This window comes from Mycobacterium sp. SMC-15, assembly GCF_045310925.1.
GTDB lineage: Bacteria > Actinomycetota > Actinomycetes > Mycobacteriales > Mycobacteriaceae > Mycobacterium.
The window spans coordinates 281559-307022 of the sequence record NZ_JBJIAJ010000004.1 but is presented as its reverse complement, the minus strand read 5'-3'; the positions used below and the strand labels follow the sequence as shown (position 1 = coordinate 307022).

Here is a 25464-nt window from a genome sequence, read left to right as displayed (position 1 = left end):
CCGATACATTGGGTTTGGAACAGCACCGTCGAAGTGATTGTCGCGCAGGAAATCTAGCGGCTACTGGGTGTATCCGGGATGGTCGATCGCCAACCGATGCTCGACCAGGGTGTACAGGCAGGCGGTGAGCGCCTCGGGCCGGTCGTCGAGGTCACCGGCCCGGATGGCGGCGGCCAGCTCTGCCTCGTCGGCGAAACCCAGCCCGGCCAAGGCCTCGGTGACGACGTCCCCGGTGGTGTCGCGCAACTCGCGTTCGACGATACGCAGTGCGTTGGCCGCCACCCGGGCGTGGAACCTGACCTGGCCGTCGGTGGCGGCCTGTCCGTCGCGATGCACCAGCGCGGTGTCCAGGAATTCGGTGACCGCGGCGACGAGTTCGGCCGCGGTGGGGCGGCGGCCTCCGGCGCTCATGGCCGGACTCCATCGAGCAGGCGCAGTACGTCCCATTCGGATTCGGAGACCCGCCGGCCGATGGTCGCCAGTTCCACCGAACGGGTTTGGCCGCTCAGGTGACGTTGCGCCTGGTAGCGGCAGATGATGCCCCATCGCAGCGTGCCCAGCAGTAGCCACCAGTCGAACCGGTCCGGATCGACGCGGTGCCCGCTGGCTTGCTCATATGCGGCCAGCAGGGCGTCGATATCGCCGAGTCCACCGGCGGCGCGCTCGCGTGGCGCACCGAAGCGCCAGGCTCGCAGGCAGAACCAGGCCAGGTCCTCGATGCCGTCGCCGAGGTGCACCAGCTCCCAGTCCAGCACGGCCGCCAGGTCGCCCTCGGCGGAGACCATAAGGTTGCCCATCCGGAAATCGCCGTGGACCAGCTGCGTCGGCACCGGCGGTGGACGATCGGCGGCCAGCCGCCGAAACGCCCACTCGAAGGCGGCGGTGGTATCGGGCATGGCATCGAGCTGGGCGCGGCATGCGGACAGCTGGTCTTCGGTGCTCAGCGCGATGCCGCCCGGGTCGGCCCGGTGGATGGCGCTCAGCGCCTGCGCGCACTGGCCCAGCAGTTGTTCGCGTCCTGCGTCATCGAGTTGGCGTTCGATGCGGCGAACGACCGTCTCGCCGTGGATCAGGTCGCAGATCAAATACGGATTCCCCAGTGCTGCAGGGGAATTATCGGCCACCAGCACGTTCGGAACCGGAGCGCCGGCCTGGCCTGCGGCGCGCTGCGCCTGCGCTTCGAGTTCCATGCTGGCGTAGAGCTCCTCGAGTGGCCCGGTGCGCAGAATCAGCGACCGGCGCTCGCGTGTGCCCGTCACGGCATCGAAAGCCCAGGTGATCCGGCTGGCGCCGCCGGTCAGCGCGCGCAGGTCCTCTACCGCGACGGGGCCCAACACCGGCGCCAGCACATCGGCCAGCCGGTCGGGGAGCTGGTCGGCGGTCATCGCCGACGGTCGAACCCGAACAGGCGCTGCGCGACCCGGCGGATCTGGATCTCCTCGGCGCCCTCGGTGATCCGGTAGCGGCGGTGATGGCGGTAGATGTGCTCGAATTGCTCGTGGCGGGTATAGCCGATTCCGCCGTGGATCTGGATGGCGCGGTCGGCGGCTTCGCACACCAGTCGGTTGGCGCGGTAGTTGGCCATCGACACCTTGTCGGACACCTCCAGATGGTGGTCGCGGTCCAGGTGCCAGGCCGCATAGTTCACCAACAGTCGCACCATCTGGGCTTCGGTCTGCAATTCGGCCAGCGGCCACTGCACCGCCTGGTTGACCGACAGCGGCTTGCCGAACACGATGCGTTGCTGGGCGTACTCGGCGGCGCGGTCGATGCAGTACTGCGCGGCGCCCAGGCTGGATGCGGCCTGGCGGATCCGGTTTTCGTGCAGGAAGGTCTGCGCCACGTCCAACCCGCCGTCGACCTCGCCGAGCACCGCCTCGGCGGGCACCCGCACGTTGCGGAGCTCGACCTCGCCGTGGTCGGTGGGCATGTTGAAGGTCCACCAGTAGAACGGGATGGTGAATCCTGGGGTATCGGTGGGCACCAGGAACGCGGTGATGCCGCGCGCCGAGCCCGCCTCGCCGGACGTGCGGGCGAACACCAGGTCGTGGGTAGCCCGATGCACTCCGGTGTTGAACCGCTTGGCGCCGTTGATCACCCAGGTGTCGCCATCGAGTTCGGCGCGGGTTTCCAGCCACGTCGCATCCGAACCGTGCTCGGGTTCGGTCAAGCCGAAGGCCATCGACCGCTCGCCGGTGATCATGGCCTGGGAGAACTCGCGGCGCTGGGAGTCGGTGCCGAACCGCTCCATCATGATCACCTGGGGGAAGTTCCCGACGATCGACGACTCGTCCTGCAGATCGTTGTGCAGGCCGAGGCCCTTGTGCGCCAGGTGCTCCCGGATCACCGCCATGTCGACGTTGGTTCCGTCCCGGCCGCCCAGGGAGGCGGGCAACCCGTAGCGCAGCCAGCCGGCGGCATCAGCGCGGCGGCGCATCTCATCGAGCAGGTCCTCCCACTCGCGTCGCGGAATGCCACCGCGTTCCACGTCGGTGCGGGCGAACTCGCGCCGGTGGTCGAAATACTGCATGTGCTCGGCCTGCAGCGGTGCGATCTCGCGCTCGATGAAGTCGTCCATCTTGGCGAGAACCCCGGGAAGGTGTTCGGGCAGTGTGAAATCCATGGCGGTTCCTTCAGCTAGCAGGGGTCAACGGCCGTACAGGGTCTTTCTCCAGATCGTCGACAGCGTCTCGATGGCATCGCTGTCACTGATCCGCCATCCCGGCCCCGACGGGCCGACGAACACGACGGTGAAATTCTCGAACAGCAGCGCGATGGCCGCCGCGATGTGGTCGGGGTCGAGCTCGCGGCCATAGCCCTGCTGTTGTGCGCGCCGCACCGAGGCGGCGACGATCTCCATACCGAACCGGCGGAACTCGTTCTGCAGCGCGGCGAATCGTTCGCTGGTGGCGGCTAGCTGTGCCACCGCGATCATGACACCGATGTTTGGTGTGAACATGGCCCAATAGGCACTGACCACCGACGAGAAGAACTCGGTGTCCTCCGGGGACTCCGGTAGCCGCATCTTGAGTCCGGATGGCTCGACCACTTCGGTGAGAAACGATTCGGCCAAGGCGGCCAGCAGATCTTCCTTGTCGCGGAAATACCGGTACAGCACTGCCGTGGATCTTCCGGCCGCCGATGTGATGTCGGCCAGCGTGGTGCCATGAAATCCACGCTCGGCAAACAGTTCTCGGGCAGCCTGCTCGATCGCCCCGCGGGTCAGACGTCCCTTTGAACTGAGCTCACGCTGGGTGGACATCGAGGCGCTCAGACCCGCTTCCGATCTCCGGCGGCCAGCAGGGCGCTGGGCAGCCCGTGGCCGACCACCGTGCTGGCCACGCCGGCCGCGACGATGGCCGCATCCAGATCGATACCGGTGTCGATGCCGCAGTCACCGAGCAGGTAGACCAGGTCCTCGGTAGCGATGTTGCCGGTGGCGCCGGGGGCGAACGGACAGCCACCCAATCCGCCGGCCGAGGCGTCGAGCCGGGTGATGCCCGCCTGAACCGCCGCGTAGGCGCAGGCCAGGCCGGAGCCGCGAGTGTTGTGGAAATGCGCTCCCAGCGGAATATCGCCGATGATCGGCTGCACCGCTGCGATCAGATCGGTGACTCGCCGGGGAGTGGCCGTGCCGATGGTATCGGCGATGGCCAGGCGGTCGACCCCGAAAGCGCTTGCCGAGGCGGCGATGTCGGTGACGCGCCCGGGTTCGGTCGGGCCGTCGAACGGGCAGTCCCACGCGGTGGCGATGATGACCTCGAGTGATGCACCGGCGTCATGGGCGATGCCGGCGATGTCGGTGATCGCTGCGACCGCCGGCGCAGTGGGGCGGCCGACGTTGGCGGTGCTGAAGGCATCCGAGGCACACACCACGTACTCGATGGATTTCAGCCCGGCGGCCACCGCCCGGGTGGCTCCGCCGGGGCTGGCGACCAGAGCGGAGAACTCCAGTTCGGGGTAGCGCCACAGCTCGGCAGCGAGTTCGGCCGCGTCGGCGAGGGCCGGGACCTTGGTCGGGGAGACGAACGAGGTCACCTCGACCTCGCGGACTCCGGTGGCGGCGATCGCTGCCAACAGTTCGAGCTTGGCGCTCAACGGGATCGGCGCTTCGATCTGCAGGCCGTCGCGCAGCGCGACCTCGCGGATCGTGACCTGGCCGGGCAATGTGCTCACAGCACCCCCTCGGTGCGTAGGGTGGCCAACTCCGCGCCGGTCTTGCCGAGCAGGCCGGCGTAGATCTCGTCGTTGTGCTGGCCGGGCCGGGCCGATCCGGCGTTGCGGATGGTGCCCGGGCTCTCCGAGAGCACCGGGATCACCCCGGGCCCCAGCACGGTGCGCTCGGCGCCCTCGTCCCAGTGCTCGGCGAGCATGCCGCGCGCCCGCAGTTGCGGGTCCTTGACGACCTCGGCCACGGTGTTGATGGGACCGGAGATCACCCCGGCATCGCTGAGCGTCGCGATGATGGCATCCGGCGCCCGCTGTGCGGCCCATTCGCCGATGATCGCGTCCAGCTCGTCCTGATTGCGACCGCGCGCGCCGTGATCGGCGAACCGGGTATCGGTTGTCAGCTCTGGTCTGCCCATGGCCTGGCACAGCCGGGAGAACACGCTGTCCTGGTTGGCGGCGATCACCACCCAACTGCCGTCGGCCGACTGGTAGATGTTCGATGGGGCGATGCCTTCGAGCCGGGTGCCCGAGGGCCCGCGCACCACACCGCCGACGTCGTAGTCGGGGATGGTGGATTCTTGGATCGCCAAGCAGGATTCGGTGAGGGCGACATCGACCACCTGGCCTTCACCGGTGACCGTGCGACGGTAGAGGGCGGCCAGGGCGCCTTGGGCGGCAAACATGCCCGCGAGGCTGTCACCCAGCGAGAGGGCCAGCCGTGGCGGCGGGCCGCCGGGAAAACCGTTCATGTGCCGCAGCCCGCTGGCCGCCTCGGCGACTGAGGCGTAGCCGGCCTTGTGGGCGTCCGGTCCGGTCTGCCCGTAGCCGGACACTCGCACCAGGATGATTCCCTGATTGCGTTGACGCAGGACGTCAAAGCCCAGCCCCCAGCGCTCCAGTGTGCCAGGGCGGAAGTTCTCCACGACGATGTCGGTCTTGTCGATGAGCTCGAGGAACAGCTCGCGACCGCGCTCGGTACGCAGGTCGAGGGTGACAGCCTTCTTGTTACGGGCATGCACGGTCCAGAAGAAGTGGTGCCCGTCGAGTTCGGCCTGTCCCCAGGTGCGCAGCGGGTCGGGTTTGCCGGGCAGCTCGATCTTGATGACCTCGGCGCCCATGTCGCCGAGCAGTCGCCCGGCGAACGGCCCGGAGATCAGCGTGCCGAGCTCCAGAACCCGGATGCCGTCGAGTGCGCCGGTAGGTGTCATGCCGACGAGCCTACGAAATCATGCTGGGCCAGCCAATCACTGATAATCGCTACGGCCTGTCGCAGTGCATCGCGCTGATCCGGCCCGGCGTAATAGTGGTTGGCTCCGGGGATTTCGTGCATCTGCTTGTCGCCGGTGCCGATCGCCTCGAAGAGCCGGCGGGTGTGGCTGGGTGTGCATGCATCGTCGGCCATGTTGCCGATCACCAGGGTGGGCACCGTGACGTCGCTGCCACAGTCCACCCCGTCGCCGTGGGCGTCGTCGTAGCTCCACTGGGACAGCCAGCTGCGCAGCGTGCAGAACCGCGCCAGCCCGACCGGGCTCATATTCACCACCTCCGGCTCGCCCAGATAGCAGCTGCCCGGGGTGCGCTCGTTGGGATCGACCGTCGGGTCCAGCCAGCGCGGGTCGGCCATGGTGCCGTGCACGACGAACCCGAACTCCCGATCGGGTAGGCCGGCCGCGGTGAACTCGGCCAGCTTCGCCTTGACCCAGGCGGTGATACGGCGATTCCGCTCGATCTGGGCGGCCCGGTAGCGGTCCAGGAACTCCGCGCTGTAGGGCGGCTGGTTCGGGTTGTCCGGGTTGTAGAGGTCCAGCTCCGGATCGCGTTTGGTCGGGTCGGACTCGTCGAGGATCGAGGCGTCCAGCCACTCGGTGAGCGTGCCGTGGCGGCTGATGTGGGCGGCCAGCAGCATCACGCCGTCGGCCGGGATCAGGTTCAGCTTGGTCAGGTCGGGACCGTCGCCGGACGGGCTTGCGGTCACCGTCGGATGTTGCGCCTGCTGTTGGTAGAACAGCGACAGCGAGCCGCCGCCGCTCCATCCGGCCAGCACCACCTTGGCGTAGCCGAGCCGGTTCTTGGCGTCGGCGATGCACTGGCCGAGGTCTTCGACCACCTTCTCCATCAGCAGCGCCGAGTCGGTGCCGCGGAATCGGCTGTTGCAGTAGATGACGTGGTGCCCGGCGCGGGCCAGGGCATTGACCATCGGCAGGTACGCGCCGCCGCCGATCGGGTGCATGAACACCAGCACGGTGTCGCTCGGCGTGGCCTTGGGCCGCAGCAGGTAACTCTCCAGCACCACCAGCTCGGCGACCCCGCCGTAGACGTCGCGGACACCCGAATTGTTCTGGTAGGCAATCAGGTAGGGGATTCGATCGTAGTCGTGTTTGGTGGTCATGCGTGCTGTCCTAGGTCGGCGGCGAGAACTTCGGGGGAGGGGGTGAGACGGCGTCGGGTGTCGATGGCGGTGACCTGCCAGTCCACCCGCGCATAGTCGTCGAATTTGCGGCGCGCCCGCTCGCGGGCCTTTTCCGGCGCGCCGTGATGTACGCCTTGCGGGGCGTGGCTGATCAGGCCGGGCGGCATTGGAATGCCGTAGAGGGAACCGCCGTGGAAGAAGGCGATCTCGTCGTAGTCGACGTTGCGGTGATACCACGGAGTCCGTTCGGTTCCGGCCACCCCTTCGGCGGGCTTGGGCAGGAAATTCATCACATACACCCCGGTGGCCTGCATGAACAGATGCACCGTCGGCGGCAGGTGCACGCTGTCAGACGTCACCACGTTGTAGTCGGCGATGTTGAATGAAAAGGCGAAGTTGTCGCCGCGCCAGCCCTCGACGTCGATCGGATTGTTTTGGTAGTGAAGCGTTGTCGGTCCGCCGTCATGGATCAGCCGGACCTCGTAGCTCTCGCGCCCGTCCCCGAACGGATCTGGGTCGAAGGGGGCCGGGTCCGGGATGACGATCAGGGAAGGGTCGAACGGGAAGTGCCGGCCCAGCGGTCCGGGCGGGGGAACCCGGAACTCGTCGGTGGCCTCGATGATCAGCAGCGTCGTCTCGGCCGCGGGGAGCTGGCGCCAGGTGGTCGCCTTGGGCAGATACAGCCAGTCGCCCTGGCGGTAGTCCAGCGGGCCGAATTCGGTCTCCAGTCGGCCGGATCCGGCATGTACGAAGCAGAGCAGGTCGCCGTCGACGTAGCGGACGTGAAACGGCATCTCCGCGTTGCGTCGGGACAGCCGGATGCGGCAGTCGGCGTTGCTGAACAGCAGCAGCGGCTCGCCGGCGGCGTCGGTGGCGTCGCTCGGCTGTAGGAGTGCGGCCAGCACGTCGACGGGCCGCAGCGGACCTTCGGCGCGGTAAGCGGTGGGGTCGTTGCGCCGGTACAGGTTCGCGGTGCGACCGGTGAAGCCGCCGCGGCCCAGTTCGTCGTCCTTGAGGCCGTCGAGATCGGCGTGCAGGCGGCGCGGTGTGGTGCCTTTGCGCAGGTGGACGAAGGATTCCATCGGCGACTCCCGGGGAGCTCATGCGAATATCGGACCAAAACTAAAAGTGACGTTACTTTTTGTTTCAGTCGTGGGCAAGAGCCTCCGCGAACTCAGCGGCCGACGAATTCCGCGGTGTTGCGGCTCAGGAACGCCTGTACCCCGATGGCGGCGTCCTCACTGGCGAACAGTTTCTGCACGGTGGGCACCAGGTCGGCCTCGGACGCGGTGTCGCCATCACGCACCGCCTGACGGGCGCTGCGCAGGGTGGCCTGCACGCCCAGCGGCGCCTGCCGCGCGATGGTCTGGGCGATCTCGATGGCGCGGGCCAGCTGCTCGCCGTCGGGCACCACCTCTTGCACGATCCCGATGCGATGGGCTTCGTGGGCGTCGAAGGTGTCGGCCGTCAGGATCCACCGCATGGCGTTGCCCCAGCCGGCCGCCCGCGGGAATCGGATGGTTGCGCCGCCGAAGGGGTAAATGCCGCGGGCGATTTCCAGTTGCGCGAAGGTGGCCGACTCGGCGGCGATGGCGATGTCGCCGGCGAGCATCAGCTCGATGCCCAGCGTCAGCACCTTGCCGTGTACGGCGGTGACGACCGGTTTGGACAGCTGCCTGCCGTCGACCTGCCACGGATTGATACCGCCATCGGGAACGTGCGAGACGTTGTTGGCGATGTCGCCGGCCACACTGGCGAGATCCAGCCCGGCGGTGAACATCGGCCCTTCGCCGTAGAGCACGGCGGCGCGCAGGCTGTCGTCGGCGTCGAAATCCCCGTAGGCGGCGGCTAGTTCGCGCAGCATGGCGGAGTGGAACGCGTTGCGTTTGTCGGGCCGATTGAGGCCGATGATCTGCACATGGCCGTCGCGGCGGACGGTCAGATGTTCGTAGCTCACTGGTGTCCTCCCTGGAAGCCGGGCGTATCGGCTAGACTAAATCGTCTAGACCAGATCGTCAAGAATGGAGGATCGATGGCAGCTCCGGCAAAAGCGCTGACCCACAAGGAGCGACTGCTTCGCCAGGGCATGAGGTCGTTTTATGCGTCCGGGTTTCACGGCACCACTGTCGACGCCATCTTGGCCGCATCCGGGGTGCCGAAGGGCTCGTTCTACCACCACTTCGGGTCCAAGGATGCGTTCGGCCTGGCCGTGCTGGACCGCTATATGCACATGCAGCTGGACGCCCTGGCCAAGTGGTCCGACGACGAAACCCTCAGTACCACTGACAAACTCACCGCCTACTTCGCCGAACTCACTCAGGCGTTCGTGCGGTCGGACTTCCAGCGGGCTTGTCTGGCCGGGAAATTCTCCACCGAACTGGCGGCTGACTCCGAACCGTTTCGCGACTGCCTCGATGCCGCGCTGGCCGGCTGGCATCGCGCTCTGGCCGAGTTGATGCGGGCCGGCCAGCAATGTGGGGATGTGCGTGACGACCGTTCCGCCGACGAGCTGTCGCACAGCGTGCTGGCACTCATCCAGGGCGCGTTCGTCATCGCGCTGTCTGCACGCGACACCCGGGCGCTTGAGGCCGTCAGCGCCAGCTTCGGTCCGCTGATCCAACCGCCGGCGTAGGGCGCTACTTCAGCTCGGCCGACGACAGGCCCAGCAGCCGGCGGGCTACCACCAGCAGCTGGATCTGCTGGGTGCCCTCGAAGATGTCGAGGATCTTCGAGTCGCGGCTCCACTTCTCCAGCAGCATCTGCTCGGAGTAGCCCAAGGTGCCGGCCATTTCGACGGCCTTGAGGGTGATGTCGCTGGCGACTCGGCCGGCCTTGGCCTTGCCCATCGACGCCTCTTTGGAGTTGGGGATGCTGTTGTCGGCCTGCCACGCCGAACGCAGGGTCAGCAGGTTCGCCGACTCCCAGTCAGCCTCCATCCGCAGGAATTCCGCGGCCGGTGCGCTCTGGGCGTGTGCCGGCTTGTCATAGGAGATCTCGATGCCGGCAGCGGTGAGCATCTTGCGCAGCTCTTCGAGTGCGGCGCGCGCGACTCCGACCGCCATGGCGGCCACGATCGGCCGGGTGTTGTCGAAGGTCTCCATGACTCCGGAGAAGCTCTTCTCGGTGTTGATCTCCGGGCTGCCCAGCAGGTTGTCCTTGGGGATGCGGGCATTGTCGAACCGGATCACCGCGGTGTCGGAGGCCTTGATGCCGAGCTTGTGCTCCAGGCGCTCGACGATGACGCCGGGGTGCTCGCGCGGCACCACGAACGACTTGATCGCCGCCCGCCCCAGAGCCTTGTCCAGCGTCGCCCACACCACGATGTGGGTGCATCGCGAACCGGCGGTGACGAAGATCTTCTCGCCGTTGATCACGTACTCGTCGCCGTCGAGGGTGGCCGTCGTCGTCACCGCCGCCGAGTCGGAGCCGAAGCTCGGCTCGGTGATGGCCATTGCGGCCCACACCTTGCCCAGCCGAGCGAGCTGTTCGTCGGTGGCCACGCCGGAGATGGCCGCATTGCCAAGGCCCTGGTAGGGCACCGACAGCATCAAAGCCACATCGCCCCAGCTCATCTCGAGCACCTGCAGCATTGCCGCCATGTTGGACGCGTTGCGGTTGCCGGTCTGCTCGCCGGCATCGCGGAAGGCCTCGGCGCCGGCCATCGCGCTACCGCCGGCCCCGGAGACCCCGTCGAACAGGGTTTCCAGGGTGTCCAGCTCGACCGGGTAGGCGTGCTCGCGTGCGTCGTACTTGCGCGAGATGGGGCGCAGCAGTTCGGCGGCCCCGGCATGGGTCATCTCGATGACCTCGTGGAGCTTACGGGGCAGTTCCAGATTGATTGCCATGATCAGACTTTCGTGTTCGCAGCGGAGTTGGCTTGGTAGCTCGGATGACTAGATGACGAGGACGCCTTCGGCGACGCCGAGTGCCCGCAGATCGCGGTACCAGCGCTCGACCGGGTGTTCCTTGGTGTAGCCGTGGCCGCCGAGCAGCTGCACCCCGTCCAGACCGATCTGCATGCCCTTGTCGGTCGCGATCCGCTTGGCGAGGGCGGCCTCCCGGATGAAAGGCAGTCCCTGCTCGCAACGCGACGCGCCGCGCCAGGTCAGCAGCCGCAGCCCGTCGAGCTCGATGGCGATGTTCGCGCACATGAACGCCACCGACTGGCGGTTGGCGATCGGCTCTCCGAACGCCTCGCGCTCCTTGATGTAGGGCATCACGTGGTCGAGCACCGCGTGGCTGGTGCCGACCGCCAGCGCGGCCCAGCCCAGCCGGGACAGCGCGATGGCCTGCGAGTAGTCGGAATCGGTCGCGGCTTCCTCGCCGAGGCGGGCGCTCAGGGGCACCGACACCTGGTTCAGCTCGAGCTGGCCCAGGCCGGCGGCGCGCAGACCCATGCTGGGGTCGGCCTTCACCGTCAGGCCCGGCGTCGAAGACTCGACGATGAACAGCGCGGGCTTGCCGTTGAGCTGGGCGGCCACGATGAACAGCTCAGCGTCGGCGGCGGCCACCACCAACGACTTCACGCCGTCGAGCCGGTAGCCGCTGGGGGTGCGCACCGCGGTCGTCTTGAGGTTGGTCGGGTCGAACAACGGCTGCGGCTCGACGATCGCGACGCAGGCCTGGGGGACCTTCTCGCCGGCGAACTCGGGCAGGTAGGTGGCCTGCTGGTCGGCGCTGCCCCAGTGGGTCAACGCCGAAGCCACCCCGCCGGGGGCCAGGATCGGCAGCGCCAGGCCCATGTCGCCGTAGCCCAGCGCCTCGGCGACCAGCACGTTGGTGACCGCGGAACGGTGTGCGGCGATCCCGTCGTAGTCCTCCGGGATGTTGATCGCGGTGATGCCCAACTCGGCGGCCTTGCCGAGCAGCTCGCGCGGGTAGTCGAGGGCTTCGTCGGCGTCGTGGGCGGCCGGGCGCAGCAGCTCGGCCGCGAACTCCTCGACCGTGTCGATGATCATCTGCTGGTCATCATCGGGGGTCAGGTCGAAGTAGTCGCTACCTTTGCTGCGGGCGGGGGCGCTGAGCCGCGCCGGGGCCTTGCCCAGGCCCTGGACCTTCTTGAACTGGCGGGTGGAGGCTCCGGCGACGGAGAACACCGTCTTGACGCCGTAGTTCAGCCCCTTGTTGAGCGGCTGCCGCAGGCGGTAGCGGTCCAGAAAGTCCTGGCTGACCAGTGGCGTGACCAGCGACAGTGCGGCCGCCATCGGGCTGCGCTTGTGCGGAGTCGACCCGACGCCGCTGGCGCGGCTGTTCAACCGGGCCTTCGAGCCGTTGGTGGCGGGGGCGATATCAGTCATGTCAGAGCCTCACTCGATGGAAGGTATCGATGAGGTCACCTTACTCCGAAGTAAGTTAACTCAGAAGTAAGGTGTGACGAAGTCCTCAACCGGCCGCTGCCGGATGCCCGCCTACTCCGGGGTCAAAGCGGCCAGCACCTGCTGGTGCAGGGCGGGGTTGGCGGCCACGGCGCAGTTGCCGTGCGGGCCCGGGTTGCCGGACAGGTCGGTGAACACCCCGCCCGCTTCGCGCACGAGGATGTCGACGGCGGCCAGATCCCATACCGACACGGCCGGCTCGATGGCTGCATCCACTGCGCCCTCGGCCACCAAGCAGTACGCCCAGAAATCGCCGTAGGAGCGTGCCCGCCACACCGCCTCGGTCAGCCCCAGGAATTGCTCCCGCAGCCCGCGCGCCGCCCAGTAGTTCAGCCCGGCGAACGTCAGGCTGGAGGAGCCCACCTCGGCCACCGAGGACACCGACAGCGGTCGGGCCGGCGCGCCGGCGACCGACCCGAACGCGCCCTGGCCGCGGGTCGCCCACCAGCGTCGGTGCAACGCCGGGGCACTGACCACGCCGAGGATCGGCACGCCGTCCTCGAGCAACGCGATCAGGGTGGCCCACACCGGCACCCCGCGCACGAAGTTCTTGGTGCCGTCGATCGGGTCGATGATCCACTGGCGCCCAGTGAAGGTGGCGGTGCCACCGAACTCCTCGCCGAGGATCTGGTCGTCGGCACGCTCGGCGACCAGCACCTCGCGCAGTGCGGTTTCGACCGCCTGGTCGGCGTCGGTCACCGGGGTCAGGTCGGGCTTGGTGTCCACCCGCAGGTCGAGCGCACCGAACCGCGCCAGCGTGATTTCGTCCGCCCGGTCGGCCAGAGCCAGGGCCAGCGTGCGGTCTTCGTCGAGATTGTTGTTGATCTGCGCCATGGCGAAAGTCCTACCATGACCGCATGTGGGAGTTCGGGGCACTGCTGTTGCTACTGGCCATTCTCGCGGTGTTCCTGGCGCCGCGGTTCCTCCGGCCGGGGCCGGGCGGGGGAGCCCAAGAGGGCACCGTCCTGGTCACCGGCGTCAGTCCGCGGCCCGAGGCGACCGGCGCGCAATACGTCACCATCACCGGCGTCCTGCATGGTCCGACCGTGGATGAGCACGAGGTCTATCAGCGGTTCGCGGTCGACGTCAGCAACTGGCCGAGCGTGGGTGACCTGCTACCGGTGCGGTATTCACCGCGCAATCCGGACAATTGGAGTCGGACCGCTGCACCGGGGACTGACGGTCCCGCTTAGTGCGACTGCGATTCCGGTAACGGCACGGGGTAGGACGTCAGGCCCGCGTCATCACAGTCGGGGCAGGACTCGTTCGCGCCCGGCCCATGCGCGATTCGCAACATCTCGGCGACATTGGCCAGCTTGACCCGGGGTCGGCCATGCGGCTCACCGGTGGACCGCTCGTGGGCGTCGATCAGCTGCCAGTGCTCGGCGGTGATCAGGTCCGGTTGGCGAGACAGCAGCCACCGGTGCAGTTGGGCTTCGTAGTCGGCGTCCACGTCGGGAAGACCGGTTTGCGCTGCCCGGGCGGCCAGATCCGCGGCGAGCGTGTCGACGGTGGCCTGCGAGTCGCTCTTGTTGGAACCGATCACCCCCGACGGGCCACGCTTGATCCACCCGACCACGTACTGATTGCTGGTGCCTTCGATGCGCCCGTCGGTGTGCGGAATGGTGCAGCTGCGTTCGTCGAACGGCAGTCCGGGCATCGGTACGCCGCGATAACCGACCGAGCGCACCACCAGCTGAGCCGGCAGCACCTCGCGTTCACCGGTGTCGTGCGCGCTGACCCAGCCCTGCTCGTCGGTCGTCAGCTCGTTGCGCCCCAGCACGATTTCCTCGACCCGGCCGTCGCCGCGAATTTCGATCGGAGAGGTGCAGAACCGGAACACGATTCGGCGATGGCCCGGGCGCAGTTCGCGTCCGACATAGGTGCGCAGCACCTTGACGTTCTGCTTGGGATGTTTGGCGGCCGCCTCGATGTCGTCGTCGGTGATGCCGGCGAACTCAGCGGCGTCGATCACCACGTCGACATCGTCGAGGCCCTTGAGATCGCCGAGTTCGCGGAGCTCCGGGCTGGTGAACGTGGCCTGTAGCGGGCCGCGCCGACCGACGATCACCACCTCTTCGATGCCGCGCGGACCCAGCAGGTCCAGGGCGTGGTCGGCGATGTCGGTGCGGCGCAGTTCGTCGGGCTGGCTGACCAGGATGCGGGCCACATCCAGGGCCACGTTGCCGTTACCGACCACGATGGCGCGCTTGCAGGTCAGGTCGGGTGCGTGGTCGACGAAGTGCGGATGGGCGTTGTACCAGCCGACGAAGTCCACCGCGGCCACGCTGCCGGCTAGGTCCTCCCCGGGAATGCCCAGTTGCCGATTCGACTGCGCGCCGATCGCGTAGATCACCGCGTCGTAGCGCTCGGCCAGTTCCTCGGGCGTCACGTGCTCGCCGACGGTGACGTTGCCGTAGAACCGGAATCGAGGATCGGCCGCGGTCTTCTCGAACTGTGCACTGATCGACTTGATCTTCGGATGATCCGGCGCCACTCCCGAGCGCACCAGGCCCCACGGCGTCGGCAGCATCTCCAGCATGTCGACGCGCACGTCGACCTCGCCGCCGGCAGCCAGCTTGAGCAGCGATGCCGCAGCAAAGTAGCCGGAGGGACCGGAGCCGACGATCGCGACGTGGTAGGGCCGCATCCTCGAACCTTCTTTCCTGTCGGAAGTCGTTCATGCACCCGCGTAACCCCGATGCTAGAGGTCGCACGCCAGTGGCCGCCGGTAACCTCGATAAACGTGGAACCAGACCGCCAGCCTGACATCGACGCCCTCGACACCACCTTGACCACGGTGGAGCGGGTGGTTGACGTCGACGGACTGCGCAGCCGTATCGACAAACTCGAGCACGAGGCGTCCGACCCGAATCTGTGGGACGACCAGGCCCGGGCCCAACGCGTCACCAGTGAGTTGTCGCACGCGCAGGGGGAGTTGCGCCGCGTGGAGGAACTGCGGCGCCGCCTCGATGACCTGCCGGTGCTCTACGAGATGGCGGCCGAGGAAGAGGGCGCGGCCGCTGCCGATGCCCTGGCCGAAGCCGACGCCGAACTCGCGTCGCTGCGAACCGACGTCGAGACCATGGAAGTGCGCACCCTGCTCTCGGGTGAGTACGACGAGCGCGAAGCGCTGGTCACGATCCGCTCCGGTGCGGGCGGCGTGGACGCTGCGGACTGGGCCGAGATGCTGATGCGGATGTACATCCGCTGGGCCGAGCAGCACAAGTACGGCGTCGAGGTGTTCGACACCTCCTACGCCGAAGAGGCCGGGATCAAGAGCGCCACCTTCGCGGTGCACGCGCCCTTCGCCTACGGCACCCTTTCGGTGGAGCAGGGCACCCACCGGCTGGTACGGATCAGCCCGTTCGACAACCAGGGGCGCCGGCAGACGTCGTTCGCCGAGGTCGAGGTGCTGCCGGTGGTGGAGACCACCGACCACATCGACATCCCCGAGGGCGACGTCCGAGTCGACGTCTACCGCTCCAGCGGGCCCGGCGGACAGTCGGTCAACACCACCGACTCGGCGGTGCGGCTCACCCACATCCCCACCGGGATCGTCGTCACCTGTCAGAACGAAAAATCGCAGTTGCAGAACAAGGTTTCGGCGATGCGCGTGCTGCAGGCGAAGCTGATGGAACGCAAGCGATCTGAGGAGCGCGCCGAAATGGACGCGCTCAAGGGCGACGGCGGCAGCTCGTGGGGCAACCAGATGCGCTCCTATGTGCTGCACCCGTACCAGATGGTCAAGGACCTGCGGACCGAGTTCGAGGTCGGCAACCCGGCCGCGGTGCTCGACGGTGACATCGACGGATTCCTGGAGGCCGGAATCCGCTGGCGCAACAGGCCTGAAGGCGACTGAGCGCATGGTCTTGGCCTTCGCCCCGGGACAACGCTGGCATGAGCTGTGGCGCGGTCAGATCGGCGAGTGGGTCATCACCAAAGGCTTGCGGATCGTCCTGCTGCTGATCGGGGCGGTGCTGGCGTCGCGGTTCATCACCTGGGCGGCGCGCCGCGTCACCCGCCGGCTGGAACGCGGCTTTGCAGCCAGCGACGCGCTGGTGCGTTCGGAGGCCTCCAAGCACCGCCAGGCGGTCGCCTCGGTGATCTCCTGGGTGTCGGTGGTGCTGTTGTGCGTGATGGTCGCCGTCCAGATCACCAGCATCCTCGATATTCCGGTCGGCTCTCTGGTGGGGCCGGCTGCGGTGTTGGGTGGCGCGATCGGTTTCGGCGCCCAGAAGCTGGTGCAGGACCTGCTGAGCGGCTTCTTCATCATCACCGAAAAGCAGTACGGCTTCGGCGATCTGGTGCAGCTGTCCATGGCGGGAGCGCCGACCGAAGCGCTCGGGACCGTCGAAGAGGTCACGCTGCGGGTGACGAAGCTGCGCACCCCCAACGGCGAGGTCTACAACGTCCCGAACGGCAACATCGTGCGGTCGCTGAACCTGTCCAAGGACTGGGCGCGCGCCGTTGTCGACATCCCGGTACCCACCAGTGCCGACCTGACTCGGGTCAACGAGGTGCTGCATCAGGTCTGTGAGAACGCCCGCGAGGCCGACGCCCCGCTGCGGGATCTGCTGCTGGACCAGCCGTCGATCATGGGGGTGGAGAGCATCGAACTCGGCGTCGTCAACCTGCGGATGGTGGCCCGTACCCTCCCCGGGAAGCAATTCGAGGTGGGACGGCGGCTGCGCATCCAAGTGGTGCGGGCCCTGGCGTCGGCCGGCGTCGTCACCGCCGGTGATGTGAAGCCGGTGGAGACACTGTGAGGCTCAGCATCAGAAAGCCCGCCGACACCCCGGAGCAGCCGGAGGCGGCAGACGGCAAGCGATGGAAGTGGCCGGAGCATCTGTTCGGCGGCCGGGTCCGCACCTCCACGGTGGCGCTGATCATCGCCTTCGCCGCGGTGTGGTGGGTCTATGACACCTACCGGGAAGAGCCGACGCCGCCACCCGCCCCGCAGGTGGTACCGCCGGGCTTCATCCCCGACCCGGCCTATACCTGGGTGCCGCGCACCAAGCTGCAACAACCGCCGGTGACCATCACCGAGACCGTCACACCCACACCCACCACGACCGAGCCCCCCGCCCCGACCGAGCCGCCGCCCGGCGAACCGCCGGCGCCGACACCGGTGCCGGGATTCCCGTTCTGTCCGCCGCTGTGCCCACCGCCGGCCCCGGCTCCGCCGGAGGAACCCGGACCGATCCCACCAGCGCCCGAGGCGCCCGCTGCGGCGCCGCCGGATGCCCGCCAGCCCGTACCGGGGCCGCCTACACCCGCGTCCCCGCCCGGTCCGGGCGTCTCGCACGGCTAAACTGCGTGCCGTGATGATCACGCTCGACCATGTCACCAAGCAGTACAAATCGTCGGCCCGCCCGGCGCTCGACAATGTCAACGTCAAGATCGACAAGGGCGAGTTCGTCTTCCTGATCGGCCCGTCGGGCTCGGGCAAATCGACCTTCATGCGGCTGCTGCTGGCCGAGGAGACACCCACCTCGGGCGACATTCAGGTGTCGAAGTTCCACGTCAACAAGCTGGCCGGCCGCCACATCCCCAGCCTGCGGCAGGTGCTGGGCTGCGTGTTCCAGGACTTCCGGCTGCTGCAGCAGAAGACCGTGTTCGAAAACGTCGCGTTCGCCCTCGAGGTCATCGGCAAGAAGCCGGAGATGATCAATCGGGTTGTCCCCGAGGTTCTGGAGATGGTCGGGTTGTCCGGCAAAGCCAACCGGCTGCCCGGCGAGCTGTCCGGAGGTGAGCAACAGCGGGTGGCGATCGCCCGGGCCTTCGTCAACCGGCCCCTGGTGCTGCTGGCCGACGAGCCGACCGGAAACCTCGACCCGGAGACAAGTGAGGACATCATGGACCTGCTGGAGCGGATCAACCGCACGGGAACCACGGTGCTGATGGCGACCCACGACCACCACATCGTCGACTCGATGCGCCAGCGCGTCGTCGAGCTGTCACTGGGACGGTTGGTGCGCGACGAACAGCGCGGCGTTTACGGAATGGATCGCTGACGTGCGCTTTGGATTCCTGTTCAACGAGGTCCTGACCGGCCTGCGTCGCAACGTCACCATGACGGTGGCGATGATCCTCACCACGGCCATCTCGATCGGTCTGTTCGGCGGTGGCCTGCTGGTGGTGCGCCTGGCCGACCAGTCCCGCAGCATCTACCTGGACCGGGTGGAATCGCAGGTGTTCTTGGACCCCGACGTCGCCGCCGATGACCCGAACTGCGAGGGGCAGGGATGCAAGGCGCTGCGGGAGCAGATCGAAACACGCAACGACGTGAAGTCGGTGCGCTACCTCAACTCCGACGACGCGTATGCCGACGCCATCCGCAAGTTCCCGGAATTCAAGGATGTGGCGAGTAAGGACTCGTTCCCGGCCTCGTTCATCGTCAAGCTGGAGAATCCGGAGCAGAGCAAGGATTTCGACGCCGCGATGCAGAGCCAGCCGGGCGTGCTCAGCGTGCTCAACCAGAAGAAGCTCATCGACCGGCTGTTCGCCGTGCTCGACGGACTGAGCAGTGCTGCGTTCGCGGTCGCCCTCGTGCAGGCGGTGGGGGCGGTGCTGTTGATCGCCAACATGGTTCAGGTCGCCGCCTACACGCGCCGCACCGAGGTCTCCATCATGCGTCTGGTGGGCGCCAGTCGCTGGTATACCCAGCTGCCGTTCCTGGTGGAGGCGGTGCTGGCCGCGACGGTGGGGGTGATCATCGCGATCATCGGGCTTTTGGTGGTGCGGGCGCTGTTCCTCGACAACGCGCTCAGCCAGTTCTATCAAGCACATCTGATCGCGCGGATCGACTATGCCGACATCCTCTACATCTCGCCGATCCTGCTGCTGCTGGGCGCGGCGATGGCCGGAGCCACCGCATACGTGACGCTTCGGCTGTATGTGCGGCGGTAGCGATGGCTAAGAAAGCGGCGGACAAGGGCAGCAAGAAGAAGCCGGACAAACAGATCGTTGCGTCGAATCGCAAAGCACGCCACAACTACTCGATTCTGGACGTGTACGAGGCGGGGGTGTCGCTGGTCGGCACCGAGGTGAAAAGCCTGCGAGCCGGGCAGGCCTCACTGGTCGATGCGTTCGCCACCGTCGACGACGGCGAAGTGTGGCTGCGCAACATGCACATTCCGGAGTACCACCACGGCACCTGGACCAACCACGAACCGCGACGCACCCGCAAGCTGCTGTTGCATCGACGCCAGATCGACATGCTGATCGGCAAGATCCGCGACGGCAATCTCACCCTGGTGCCGCTGTCGGTGTACTTCACCGAGGGCAAGGTGAAGGTCGAATTGGCGCTGGCGCGCGGTAAGCAGGCCCACGACAAGCGTCAGGACCTCGCCAAGCGCGACGCACAACGCGAAGTCACCCGGGCGCTGGGTCGGCGCGCCAAGGGCATGTGACCGGCGCCGTCCTGGCGCTGCTGTCAGCGGCCGGGTTCGGGGTCAGCGATTTCGCCGGTGGCCTCGCCGCGCGCCGCGTACCCGCACTGCGGGTGGTGCTGGTCTCCTACCCGGTGGCGCTGGTGTTGCTGGGCACGTTCGCCATTGCGGTGGGTGGACCGATTCCCCTGGGCGCGATCGGCTGGGGCCTGGCCTCCGGTGTCGCGCTGGGGTTGGGCGGCTGGTGGTTCTACGCCGCGTTGGGTGCCGGGCCCATCTCGGTGGTGTCTCCGATTTCGGCGGTGCTGACGGCCGGGGTTCCGGTGGGGGCCGGCTTAATCCAGGGGGAGCGGCCCGGGCTGGTAGCCGACGGCGGGATCGTGCTGGCGCTGTTGGCGGTGGTCCTGGTGAGCCGGCAGGCCACCGACGAAGACATCCGGCCGCACCGCTTCACCCGCAAGGTGGCCTGGCTGACCGTGGGAGCCGGCGTGGCGTTCGGATTGGACTTCGTGTTCATTCACGAGGCGCCGGCGGACTCCGGGCTGTGGCCGTTGGCGTTCGCGCGGGTGGCCGCCGCGCTGCTGGTGTTCACCGCGGCGACCGGGGCGCGTGAATTGCACCTGCCCACCGGCCGGCCGTTGAAGCTGGCGCTGGTGGCGGGGCTGTCGGATACCGCGGCCAATGTCGCGATGCTGCTCGCGCTGCGCGGCTCGGACCTGTCGCTGGCCAGCGTGCTGATCTCGCTGTTCCCGGCGGTGACGGTGGTGCTGGCCATTGTGGTGTTACGCGAGCGGGTGCACCGCGGACAGGTGCTCGGCATGGTGCTGGCGGCGGTGGCGGTGGCGATGATCACCGCCCGGTGACGGTGCGGCGCCGATGGAATGAACGGGCATCGGTTCGTCGTTGTAAACCGCGTACCATGAAGTGTCCGCCGACGGTCGGTGGGCAAATACCCAAGACAGGGGGCTGAAAGGTTTCGACTGCGTGTGTCGAATCAAGGGAAGCGTGCCGGTGCAGGCAGGAGACCACCGTAAGCGTCGCTGTAAACAAGTAAGCGCCAAGGCACTTACGCCGGCTAAGGTCGCTCTTCAGAGCGACTTCGCCCTCGCTGCCTAAGCGAGGCGGGCCTGTCAGACCGGGAGATCCCTCGGCCCGGACCCTGGCATCGACTAGAGGGATCCACCGATACGTCCGGTCGCGGGATGTATCGGGACACCAACAGCGACTGGGATCGTCATCTCGGCTTGTTCGCGTGACTGGGAGATCCAAGTAGAGACATAGCGAACTGCGCACGGAGAAGTCTTGAGGGAATGCCGTAGGACCCGGGTTCGATTCCCGGCAGCTCCACCGAACGGGAACGGGCCAGGACGAAAAGTCCTGGCCCGACTCCGTTTCGGCTCACCTCAACCGGGGTCCTGGCCCTCGCTTCCTCCATCACAGTGGCCATTGCACCGGGAGATCATCCGCTCGGACTTATCCTGTTCGCGTCCCGCCCTGTGGCGGGGCCTCGATCGCGATGTGACCCAGCGCTCCACATCTCCCTGCGCTCACGCGAAGTCGAGTGGCTACCTGTCGCGTTGAAAAGCGCGGCGCACAAGGAATTAGGGACAGTGTTGACCGAGATGATGCGCAGATGACGGACGGCGTAACCGAAGGACGAGGACGCCTCCTGGGAAAGTCGGCTGTAATCACCGGGGCGGCCTTTGGCATCGGTCGGGCCACTGCCGTGCTCTTCGCACGTGAAGGTGCGCGTCTGGTCGTGACTGACATTCAAGGCGAGCCGTTGCTGGAGCTCGCCCAGGAACTGCGGCAAGCCGGGGTGCAGGTCGAGACAGTCGTCGGCGACGTCTCGGTCCAGAATGACGCGCAGCGAATGATCGGCGCGGCGGTCGACCGCTTCGGACGGCTCGATGTGTTGGTCGCCAACGCCGGCATCATCCCGCTCGGCGATGCGCAAGAGGTGACCGCCACCGATTGGGACAACGTGATGGCCATCGATGGCCGCGGCATGTTCCTCACGTGCAAATTCGCAATCGAGGCAATGCTGCCGACCGGAGGTGGCGCGATCGTGTGCCTCTCGTCGATCTCGGGACTGGCCGGGCAGAAGCGGCAGGCGGCCTACGGGCCCGCCAAGTTCATCGCCAGCGGTTTGACCAAGCACTTGGCGGTCGAGTGGGCCGACCGGGGAATCAGAGTCAACGCCGTTGCCCCCGGGACGATTCGCACCGAACGGGTCAAGCGGTTCCCGGAGGAGCCGGGTGGCTCAGCGTATTTGGCGGCGGTCGAACGCATGCACCCGATGGGCCGCATCGGCGAACCGGCCGAAGTCGCCAGCGCCATCGTCTTCCTCGCTTCCGACGATGCCTCCTTCATCACCGGCGCCGTGTTGCCCGTCGACGGGGGATACCTCGCCCAATAGCGCCCTCCCCGCTGGTTCCACCGATAGAACACGGAGCATCCACATGAGCGGAGACCGGCGGTCCAACCGGCGGCGTCCGTTGCCCTGGATGGTGAACCCCTAGTGCGGCGTCAGCCCCGCCACGTAGTAGCAGGGCCAGACCTTCTCCCCGGGAAGCCCCGGCCTGGGCATGGCACCGGGCGCGAACCATTCGGGGCCGGTGCTGTACATCCAGCAGTTCTTGTCCGCCAGGTCGCCCTTTTTGGAGGCGTCGTTGTTGGTGGGGTTATTGGGCGGGTTGTTCGGCGGGTTGTTGTTCGGCGGGTTGTTGTCGGGGGCATCCGGGCGCGGCGGCGAGAACCCCTTTTGCTGCTGTTCGTCCTGCTGTTCCTGGTTCTCGGCCGGCTCCTGCTGGGTTGAGGGCTCCGGGTCGGCCCAGGACATCGGTGCACAGGCGAGGACGATGCCCGCGGCGGCCCCGGCCGAGACGGCTTTGGCAGCGGTGACGCCGAAGCGCCCAGCCCTTCGGCGAGAACGCGTCCCTACCCAATCAGTCATCGGCCTCTCCAGTCCCTGCATGACCATCCGCTGATTTCGGACAGTAGGCGACTTCGCACCGATCGGATACAGGGATTTCCCTGTACTCCGGGCGCCTCGGGCAAAGTTCCCGCGATGGTTGACCTTGACAAATTCGCAGGCAGCAACTGACGATCAGGTACGGCGAGGTCACAGCCTTTCCGCAGGGTCTAGATCGGGAGCGCAACATGACTGCAGTGCAATCCAGGGCCGAGTCGATGATCACCGTGCACAACCCTGCTACCGGGGCCGTGTCGGGCACCGTGCCGATCGACGACCCCCAGACGGTGGCCGCCAAGGCCGCCCAACTCATTGCAGCCCAACCGGAATGGGAGGCGCTCGGGCCGACGGGCCGCAAGCGCTGGCTGTTGGCCTGGCAGGACTGGATCCTGGACAACGCCGACCGCATCACCGAGGTGTTGATCTCCGAGACCGGGAAATCGCACGTCGACGCCAGCCTGGAGGCCGTCGCCACCGCGGACGCCATCGGCTACTGGGCCAACCAGGCCAAGGAGTTTCTCGCCGACCGTCATCCCAAGGCGCACAGCCCGATCTATCGGGTGAAGCGGTTCACCACCGCCTATCGTCCGTACCCGCTGGTCGGGGTCATCACGCCGTGGAACTTCCCGTTCGCGATGCCCGGCCTCGACGTGCCGCCGGCCTTGGCGGCCGGTGCGGCCGTGCTGCTCAAGCCCTCCGAAGTGACGCCGCTGTCGGCGGTCGAGTTTGTGCGCGGCTGGGCCGAGATCGGTGCCCCGCCAGTGCTCGACCTGACCACCGGCTACGGCGACACCGGCCAGGCGCTGATCGAGCATGCCGACTTCCTGCAGTTCACCGGGTCGACGGCCACCGGGCGCAAGGTCGCGGTGGCCTGCGCGCAGCGGCTGATTCCCTACGGTCTGGAGCTCGGTGGAAAGGACCCGGCGATCGTGTTGGCCGACGCCGACCTCGACCGCGCCGCCAACGGCATTGCGTGGGGCGGAATGTTCAACTCCGGACAGGTATGTGTGTCGGTGGAGCGCGTGTACGTCGAAGCCCCGGTCTATGACGAGTTCGTCGCGAAGCTGGCTGCCCGGGTGGGTGAGGTGCAGCAGGGCCAGGACGGTGACACCGGTGCCATGGCCACCGAAGCGCAACGCGACATCGTGGCGCGCCATGTCGAGGAGGCCACGGCCGCCGGGGCGCGGGTGGTCACCGGCGGCAAGGCAACCGGCGTGGGGACGTACTTCGCTCCGACCGTGATCGCCGACGTCGACTCGTCCATGACATGCATGACCGAAGAGACCTTCGGACCGACCCTGCCGGTGATCAAGGTCGCCGACGAGAACGAGGCCATCCGGCTGGCCAACGACTCGCCGTACGGGTTGTCGGCCACGGTGTGGACCGGCGATAAGCGCCGCGGCGAGCGGCTGGCCCGTCGGCTGGAAGTGGGCGCGGTGAATGTCAACGATGCCTTGGTCAATGTCTTCTGTCCGGGGTTGCCGATGGGCGGCTGGAAGGAATCCGGGATCGGCTATCGTGCCGGCGGAGCATCCGGAATCATCAAATACTGTCGACAGCAGGCCATTACGTCGCCGCGGCTGCCCACCCAGAAATCCGAATTGCTGTGGTACCCGTCTTCGAAACGCCGGATGGCGATGGCCCTGGGGGTCATGCGTGCGTTCGCGGCGCGCGGACGGCGCCGGTTCGGTTCGGGGCCGCGCAACGGCTAGGCCGGCTATTGCTCGTCGGGGTCGTGATCCCAGGTCTCGGGCAGTAGCGGCACCGCCGGGCCCGCGCCGAATACGTTGCCGCGCAACCGGGCCAGTCCTGTCGCCCCCGCGTCGCTGCGCTGCGCTGTCCCGGTGAATCCCAGCGCTCCGGCGCCGGAATCCGAGCCGGCGGGTCTGGTCGTTTCGTCGGGTGATCCGGAGTCGTCAACATCCAGGGTCATGGTGGCGTCGGCGTATTCCTTCATCTGGGCGCGACGCCGCCGGCGGGACCGCAGCGGTGCGCGCGCCGCCGGGGCACGAGCCGAGACCGCCGCGCAGGCGCCGGCGGCCGGCGCTGGGGATCGGTCGCGATCGGTCAAGGTAGGGCCGAAGCCTTCGGCGTGGCCGCCGGTCACCAGATAGGCCAGCGATTCGGCGCCGCTTACCGGTAGCGCCGGCCCGGTGGTCGTTGCGCCGGCCGGGCCCGAGGATGTTCCCGCCGAACCGGCGATAGCGCTCGCGACACCGACGGCAACGGCGACCGGCTCGTGAGCCGGTCGGGCCGCGATCGGGTGCCGTACCGCGACGGGCGGTGGCGCGGGCTGTTCGATGACCGGCTCCGGTGGTGGCACCTGCATCGATGCGATGAAGTCGTTGATGGCGTTGATCAGCAACGGCAGCACGATCGGGATCCGAACCGGAATCGTCACGATGAACAGGAACGTCGACCAGAACACGATGTTCCAGAAGATGAACCAGAACCAGCGGTTGGCCTCCTCGATCGGATCCGTCGGCTCGTCGTCGCCACCGGTCCCGGTGTCTGCGGCCAGGATCGGTGGCGGCGAGTCGGTGCCGGGTAGCGACGTCACGGCAGCGCCGGCGATCGCGTCGTACGTCGCCATGACGGTGGCGGCCTGCACCCACATGCGGGCGTAGTCGGCCTCGTTGAGGGCGATCGGGATGGTGTTGATGCCAAAGAAGTTCGTGGCGGTCAACACCCCATGGACGGTGTGGTTGAGCGCCAGCTCCGCCAGGGTGGGCATGGCGGCCAGGGCGGTGCTGTAGGCGGCCGCGGCGACTTCGTGCTGGGTGCCCGCGCGGGCGCTGTCGCTGCTGGCGCGGATCAGCCACTGCAGGTACGGCGCGTGCGCCGCGGTGTAGCTCTCCGCGCTGGGGCCCTGCCAGACCGCTGCCCCGACGGTGCTCAGCACGCTGATGAGTTCGGTGGCCGCGGTCGAGTATTCGGTGCTCAGCGCCGACCAGGCGCCGGCGGCAGCCAGCAGGGCACCGGGACCGGGCCCGGCGCTCAGCAGCGCGGAATGCACCTCCGGGGGAGATGCGATCCAACCACCGTTCACGCCGGCCACCAATTTCTACGAGCGGAACTGATAAATATCGACAAGATAGCATTGCCTAAGCTAACTTCGATGGCGTGGCGATGCGGTAGGAC

Annotated in this window: 25 protein-coding genes, 1 other RNA gene and 1 pseudogene; 12 read left to right on the top strand and 15 right to left on the bottom strand. The window is 67.5% G+C overall.

Features of this window, described 5'->3' with window-relative positions; genetic code table 11:
• Positions 1-60: 60 nt before the first annotated feature.
• The 9 genes from ACJH71_RS08395 to ACJH71_RS08355 form a co-directional block, all read right to left on the bottom strand.
• Positions 61-411, bottom strand: coding sequence for a DUF6285 domain-containing protein (locus ACJH71_RS08395; RefSeq protein WP_406757548.1), 351 nt, complete (start codon positions 409-411; stop codon positions 61-63).
• A complete protein-coding gene (locus tag ACJH71_RS08390; protein ID WP_406757547.1) occupies positions 408-1385 on the bottom strand; it encodes a phosphotransferase family protein in 978 nt (325 codons plus the stop codon). The genes ACJH71_RS08395 and ACJH71_RS08390 overlap by 4 nt, the downstream gene beginning before the upstream one ends.
• The gene (locus ACJH71_RS08385; protein WP_406757546.1) at positions 1382-2623 is read right to left on the bottom strand and encodes an acyl-CoA dehydrogenase family protein; all 1242 of its coding nucleotides are present in this window, start codon (positions 2621-2623) and stop codon (positions 1382-1384) included. Before ACJH71_RS08385 ends, ACJH71_RS08390 begins: the two co-directional genes overlap by 4 nt.
• 24 nt (positions 2624-2647) lie before the next feature.
• A complete protein-coding gene (locus tag ACJH71_RS08380; protein WP_406757545.1) occupies positions 2648-3262 on the bottom strand; it encodes a TetR/AcrR family transcriptional regulator in 615 nt (204 codons plus the stop codon).
• A gap of 8 nt (positions 3263-3270) precedes the next feature.
• The gene (locus tag ACJH71_RS08375; RefSeq protein ID WP_406757544.1) at positions 3271-4176 is read right to left on the bottom strand and encodes a hydroxymethylglutaryl-CoA lyase; all 906 of its coding nucleotides are present in this window, start codon (positions 4174-4176) and stop codon (positions 3271-3273) included.
• Entirely contained in the window at positions 4173-5378 is a 1206-nt protein-coding gene (locus ACJH71_RS08370) for a CaiB/BaiF CoA transferase family protein (protein WP_406757543.1), read from the bottom strand. Before ACJH71_RS08370 ends, ACJH71_RS08375 begins: the two co-directional genes overlap by 4 nt.
• On the bottom strand, positions 5375-6559 hold the full coding sequence (locus tag ACJH71_RS08365; protein ID WP_406757542.1) for an alpha/beta hydrolase family protein: 1185 nt from the start codon (positions 6557-6559) through the stop codon (positions 5375-5377). The genes ACJH71_RS08370 and ACJH71_RS08365 overlap by 4 nt, the downstream gene beginning before the upstream one ends.
• The gene (locus ACJH71_RS08360) at positions 6556-7662 is read right to left on the bottom strand and encodes a homogentisate 1,2-dioxygenase (RefSeq protein WP_406757541.1); all 1107 of its coding nucleotides are present in this window, start codon (positions 7660-7662) and stop codon (positions 6556-6558) included. The genes ACJH71_RS08365 and ACJH71_RS08360 overlap by 4 nt, the downstream gene beginning before the upstream one ends.
• A 92-nt stretch (positions 7663-7754) precedes the next feature.
• Positions 7755-8537 (bottom strand): crotonase/enoyl-CoA hydratase family protein, encoded by a 783-nt coding sequence (locus ACJH71_RS08355; protein ID WP_406757540.1) that lies wholly within the window; start codon positions 8535-8537, stop codon positions 7755-7757.
• A 75-nt stretch (positions 8538-8612) separates the two neighbouring features.
• On the opposite strand from ACJH71_RS08355, the gene ACJH71_RS08350 reads away from it, so the two are divergent.
• On the top strand, positions 8613-9212 hold the full coding sequence (locus ACJH71_RS08350; RefSeq protein ID WP_406757539.1) for a TetR/AcrR family transcriptional regulator: 600 nt from the start codon (positions 8613-8615) through the stop codon (positions 9210-9212).
• A 4-nt stretch (positions 9213-9216) separates the two neighbouring features.
• Here the strand turns inward: ACJH71_RS08350 and ACJH71_RS08345 are convergent, their stop codons facing one another.
• From ACJH71_RS08345 to hisN, 3 genes are all read right to left on the bottom strand, one after another.
• On the bottom strand, positions 9217-10425 hold the full coding sequence (locus ACJH71_RS08345; RefSeq protein WP_406757538.1) for an acyl-CoA dehydrogenase family protein: 1209 nt from the start codon (positions 10423-10425) through the stop codon (positions 9217-9219).
• A gap of 48 nt (positions 10426-10473) precedes the next feature.
• Entirely contained in the window at positions 10474-11877 is a 1404-nt protein-coding gene (locus ACJH71_RS08340; protein WP_406757537.1) for an acyl-CoA dehydrogenase family protein, read from the bottom strand.
• 111 nt (positions 11878-11988) lie between these two features.
• The gene (gene hisN, locus ACJH71_RS08335) at positions 11989-12789 is read right to left on the bottom strand and encodes a histidinol-phosphatase (protein ID WP_406757536.1); all 801 of its coding nucleotides are present in this window, start codon (positions 12787-12789) and stop codon (positions 11989-11991) included.
• Positions 12790-12812: 23 nt separating this feature from the next.
• On the opposite strand from hisN, the gene ACJH71_RS08330 reads away from it, so the two are divergent.
• A complete protein-coding gene (locus ACJH71_RS08330; RefSeq protein ID WP_406757535.1) occupies positions 12813-13148 on the top strand; it encodes a hypothetical protein in 336 nt (111 codons plus the stop codon).
• 86 nt (positions 13149-13234) lie between these two features.
• Here ACJH71_RS08330 and ACJH71_RS08325 read toward each other — a convergent pair.
• Positions 13235-14605, bottom strand: a pseudogene (locus ACJH71_RS08325) (FAD-dependent oxidoreductase); the annotation flags it as partial.
• A gap of 96 nt (positions 14606-14701) precedes the next feature.
• Here ACJH71_RS08325 and prfB point away from each other — a divergent pair.
• The 9 genes from prfB to ACJH71_RS08280 all read left to right on the top strand — a co-directional run bounded on the left by prfB (position 14702) and on the right by ACJH71_RS08280 (position 21768).
• Entirely contained in the window at positions 14702-15817 is a 1116-nt protein-coding gene (prfB, locus tag ACJH71_RS08320) for a peptide chain release factor 2 (RefSeq protein ID WP_406757534.1), read from the top strand.
• A 4-nt stretch (positions 15818-15821) separates the two neighbouring features.
• Positions 15822-16724: a mechanosensitive ion channel family protein gene (locus ACJH71_RS08315; RefSeq protein WP_406757533.1), complete on the top strand. Its 903-nt coding sequence runs from the start codon at positions 15822-15824 to the stop codon at positions 16722-16724.
• Positions 16725-16732: 8 nt separating this feature from the next.
• Positions 16733-17269, top strand: a complete 537-nt coding sequence (locus tag ACJH71_RS08310) for a hypothetical protein (RefSeq protein WP_406757634.1) — start codon at positions 16733-16735, stop codon at positions 17267-17269.
• Between the two features lie 13 nt (positions 17270-17282).
• Positions 17283-17972 carry a cell division ATP-binding protein FtsE gene (gene ftsE / locus ACJH71_RS08305; RefSeq protein ID WP_046284564.1) on the top strand — a complete coding sequence of 230 codons (690 nt, stop codon included), beginning with the start codon at positions 17283-17285 and terminating at the stop codon, positions 17970-17972.
• A 1-nt stretch (position 17973) separates the two neighbouring features.
• Positions 17974-18867 (top strand): permease-like cell division protein FtsX, encoded by an 894-nt coding sequence (gene ftsX, locus ACJH71_RS08300; protein WP_406757532.1) that lies wholly within the window; start codon positions 17974-17976, stop codon positions 18865-18867.
• Between the two features lie 2 nt (positions 18868-18869).
• Positions 18870-19370: an SsrA-binding protein SmpB gene (smpB, locus tag ACJH71_RS08295; protein WP_024442487.1), complete on the top strand. Its 501-nt coding sequence runs from the start codon at positions 18870-18872 to the stop codon at positions 19368-19370.
• On the top strand, positions 19367-20212 hold the full coding sequence (locus ACJH71_RS08290; RefSeq protein ID WP_406757531.1) for an EamA family transporter: 846 nt from the start codon (positions 19367-19369) through the stop codon (positions 20210-20212). The genes smpB and ACJH71_RS08290 overlap by 4 nt, the downstream gene beginning before the upstream one ends.
• Before the next feature lie 99 nt (positions 20213-20311).
• Positions 20312-20699: a transfer-messenger RNA gene (gene ssrA, locus ACJH71_RS08285) on the top strand.
• 283 nt (positions 20700-20982) lie between these two features.
• A complete protein-coding gene (locus ACJH71_RS08280; protein WP_406757633.1) occupies positions 20983-21768 on the top strand; it encodes an SDR family NAD(P)-dependent oxidoreductase in 786 nt (261 codons plus the stop codon).
• A 99-nt stretch (positions 21769-21867) separates the two neighbouring features.
• Here the strand turns inward: ACJH71_RS08280 and ACJH71_RS08275 are convergent, their stop codons facing one another.
• Positions 21868-22305 (bottom strand): hypothetical protein, encoded by a 438-nt coding sequence (locus ACJH71_RS08275; RefSeq protein WP_406757530.1) that lies wholly within the window; start codon positions 22303-22305, stop codon positions 21868-21870.
• Between the two features lie 206 nt (positions 22306-22511).
• Here ACJH71_RS08275 and ACJH71_RS08270 point away from each other — a divergent pair, with 206 nt between their 5' ends.
• Positions 22512-24035: an aldehyde dehydrogenase family protein gene (locus ACJH71_RS08270; protein ID WP_406757529.1), complete on the top strand. Its 1524-nt coding sequence runs from the start codon at positions 22512-22514 to the stop codon at positions 24033-24035.
• Positions 24036-24040: 5 nt separating this feature from the next.
• Here the strand turns inward: ACJH71_RS08270 and ACJH71_RS08265 are convergent, their stop codons facing one another.
• Positions 24041-25372, bottom strand: a complete 1332-nt coding sequence (locus ACJH71_RS08265) for a PPE family protein (protein WP_406757528.1) — start codon at positions 25370-25372, stop codon at positions 24041-24043.
• Between the last annotated feature and the right edge of the window lie 92 nt (positions 25373-25464).

Excerpts from the sequence above, each read along its gene's own strand:
- ACJH71_RS08395 (WP_406757548.1), bottom strand. The coding sequence starts at position 411 with ATGAGCGCCGGAGGCCGCCGCCCCACCGCGGCCGAACTCGTCGCCGCG.
- ACJH71_RS08390 (WP_406757547.1), bottom strand. The coding sequence starts at position 1,385 with ATGACCGCCGACCAGCTCCCCGACCGGCTGGCCGATGTGCTGGCGCCG.
- ACJH71_RS08385 (WP_406757546.1), bottom strand. The coding sequence starts at position 2,623 with ATGGATTTCACACTGCCCGAACACCTTCCCGGGGTTCTCGCCAAGATG.
- ACJH71_RS08380 (WP_406757545.1), bottom strand. The coding sequence starts at position 3,262 with ATGTCCACCCAGCGTGAGCTCAGTTCAAAGGGACGTCTGACCCGCGGG.
- ACJH71_RS08370 (WP_406757543.1), bottom strand. The coding sequence starts at position 5,378 with ATGACACCTACCGGCGCACTCGACGGCATCCGGGTTCTGGAGCTCGGC.
- ACJH71_RS08365 (WP_406757542.1), bottom strand. The coding sequence starts at position 6,559 with ATGACCACCAAACACGACTACGATCGAATCCCCTACCTGATTGCCTAC.
- ACJH71_RS08360 (WP_406757541.1), bottom strand. The coding sequence starts at position 7,662 with ATGGAATCCTTCGTCCACCTGCGCAAAGGCACCACACCGCGCCGCCTG.
- ACJH71_RS08350 (WP_406757539.1), top strand. The coding sequence starts at position 8,613 with ATGGCAGCTCCGGCAAAAGCGCTGACCCACAAGGAGCGACTGCTTCGC.
- ACJH71_RS08345 (WP_406757538.1), bottom strand. The coding sequence starts at position 10,425 with ATGGCAATCAATCTGGAACTGCCCCGTAAGCTCCACGAGGTCATCGAG.
- ACJH71_RS08340 (WP_406757537.1), bottom strand. The coding sequence starts at position 11,877 with ATGACTGATATCGCCCCCGCCACCAACGGCTCGAAGGCCCGGTTGAAC.
- hisN (WP_406757536.1), bottom strand. The coding sequence starts at position 12,789 with ATGGCGCAGATCAACAACAATCTCGACGAAGACCGCACGCTGGCCCTG.
- ACJH71_RS08330 (WP_406757535.1), top strand. The coding sequence starts at position 12,813 with ATGTGGGAGTTCGGGGCACTGCTGTTGCTACTGGCCATTCTCGCGGTG.
- ACJH71_RS08315 (WP_406757533.1), top strand. The coding sequence starts at position 15,822 with ATGGTCTTGGCCTTCGCCCCGGGACAACGCTGGCATGAGCTGTGGCGC.
- ftsE (WP_046284564.1), top strand. The coding sequence starts at position 17,283 with ATGATCACGCTCGACCATGTCACCAAGCAGTACAAATCGTCGGCCCGC.
- smpB (WP_024442487.1), top strand. The coding sequence starts at position 18,870 with ATGGCTAAGAAAGCGGCGGACAAGGGCAGCAAGAAGAAGCCGGACAAA.
- ACJH71_RS08280 (WP_406757633.1), top strand. The coding sequence starts at position 20,983 with ATGACGGACGGCGTAACCGAAGGACGAGGACGCCTCCTGGGAAAGTCG.
- ACJH71_RS08275 (WP_406757530.1), bottom strand. The coding sequence starts at position 22,305 with ATGACTGATTGGGTAGGGACGCGTTCTCGCCGAAGGGCTGGGCGCTTC.
- ACJH71_RS08270 (WP_406757529.1), top strand. The coding sequence starts at position 22,512 with ATGACTGCAGTGCAATCCAGGGCCGAGTCGATGATCACCGTGCACAAC.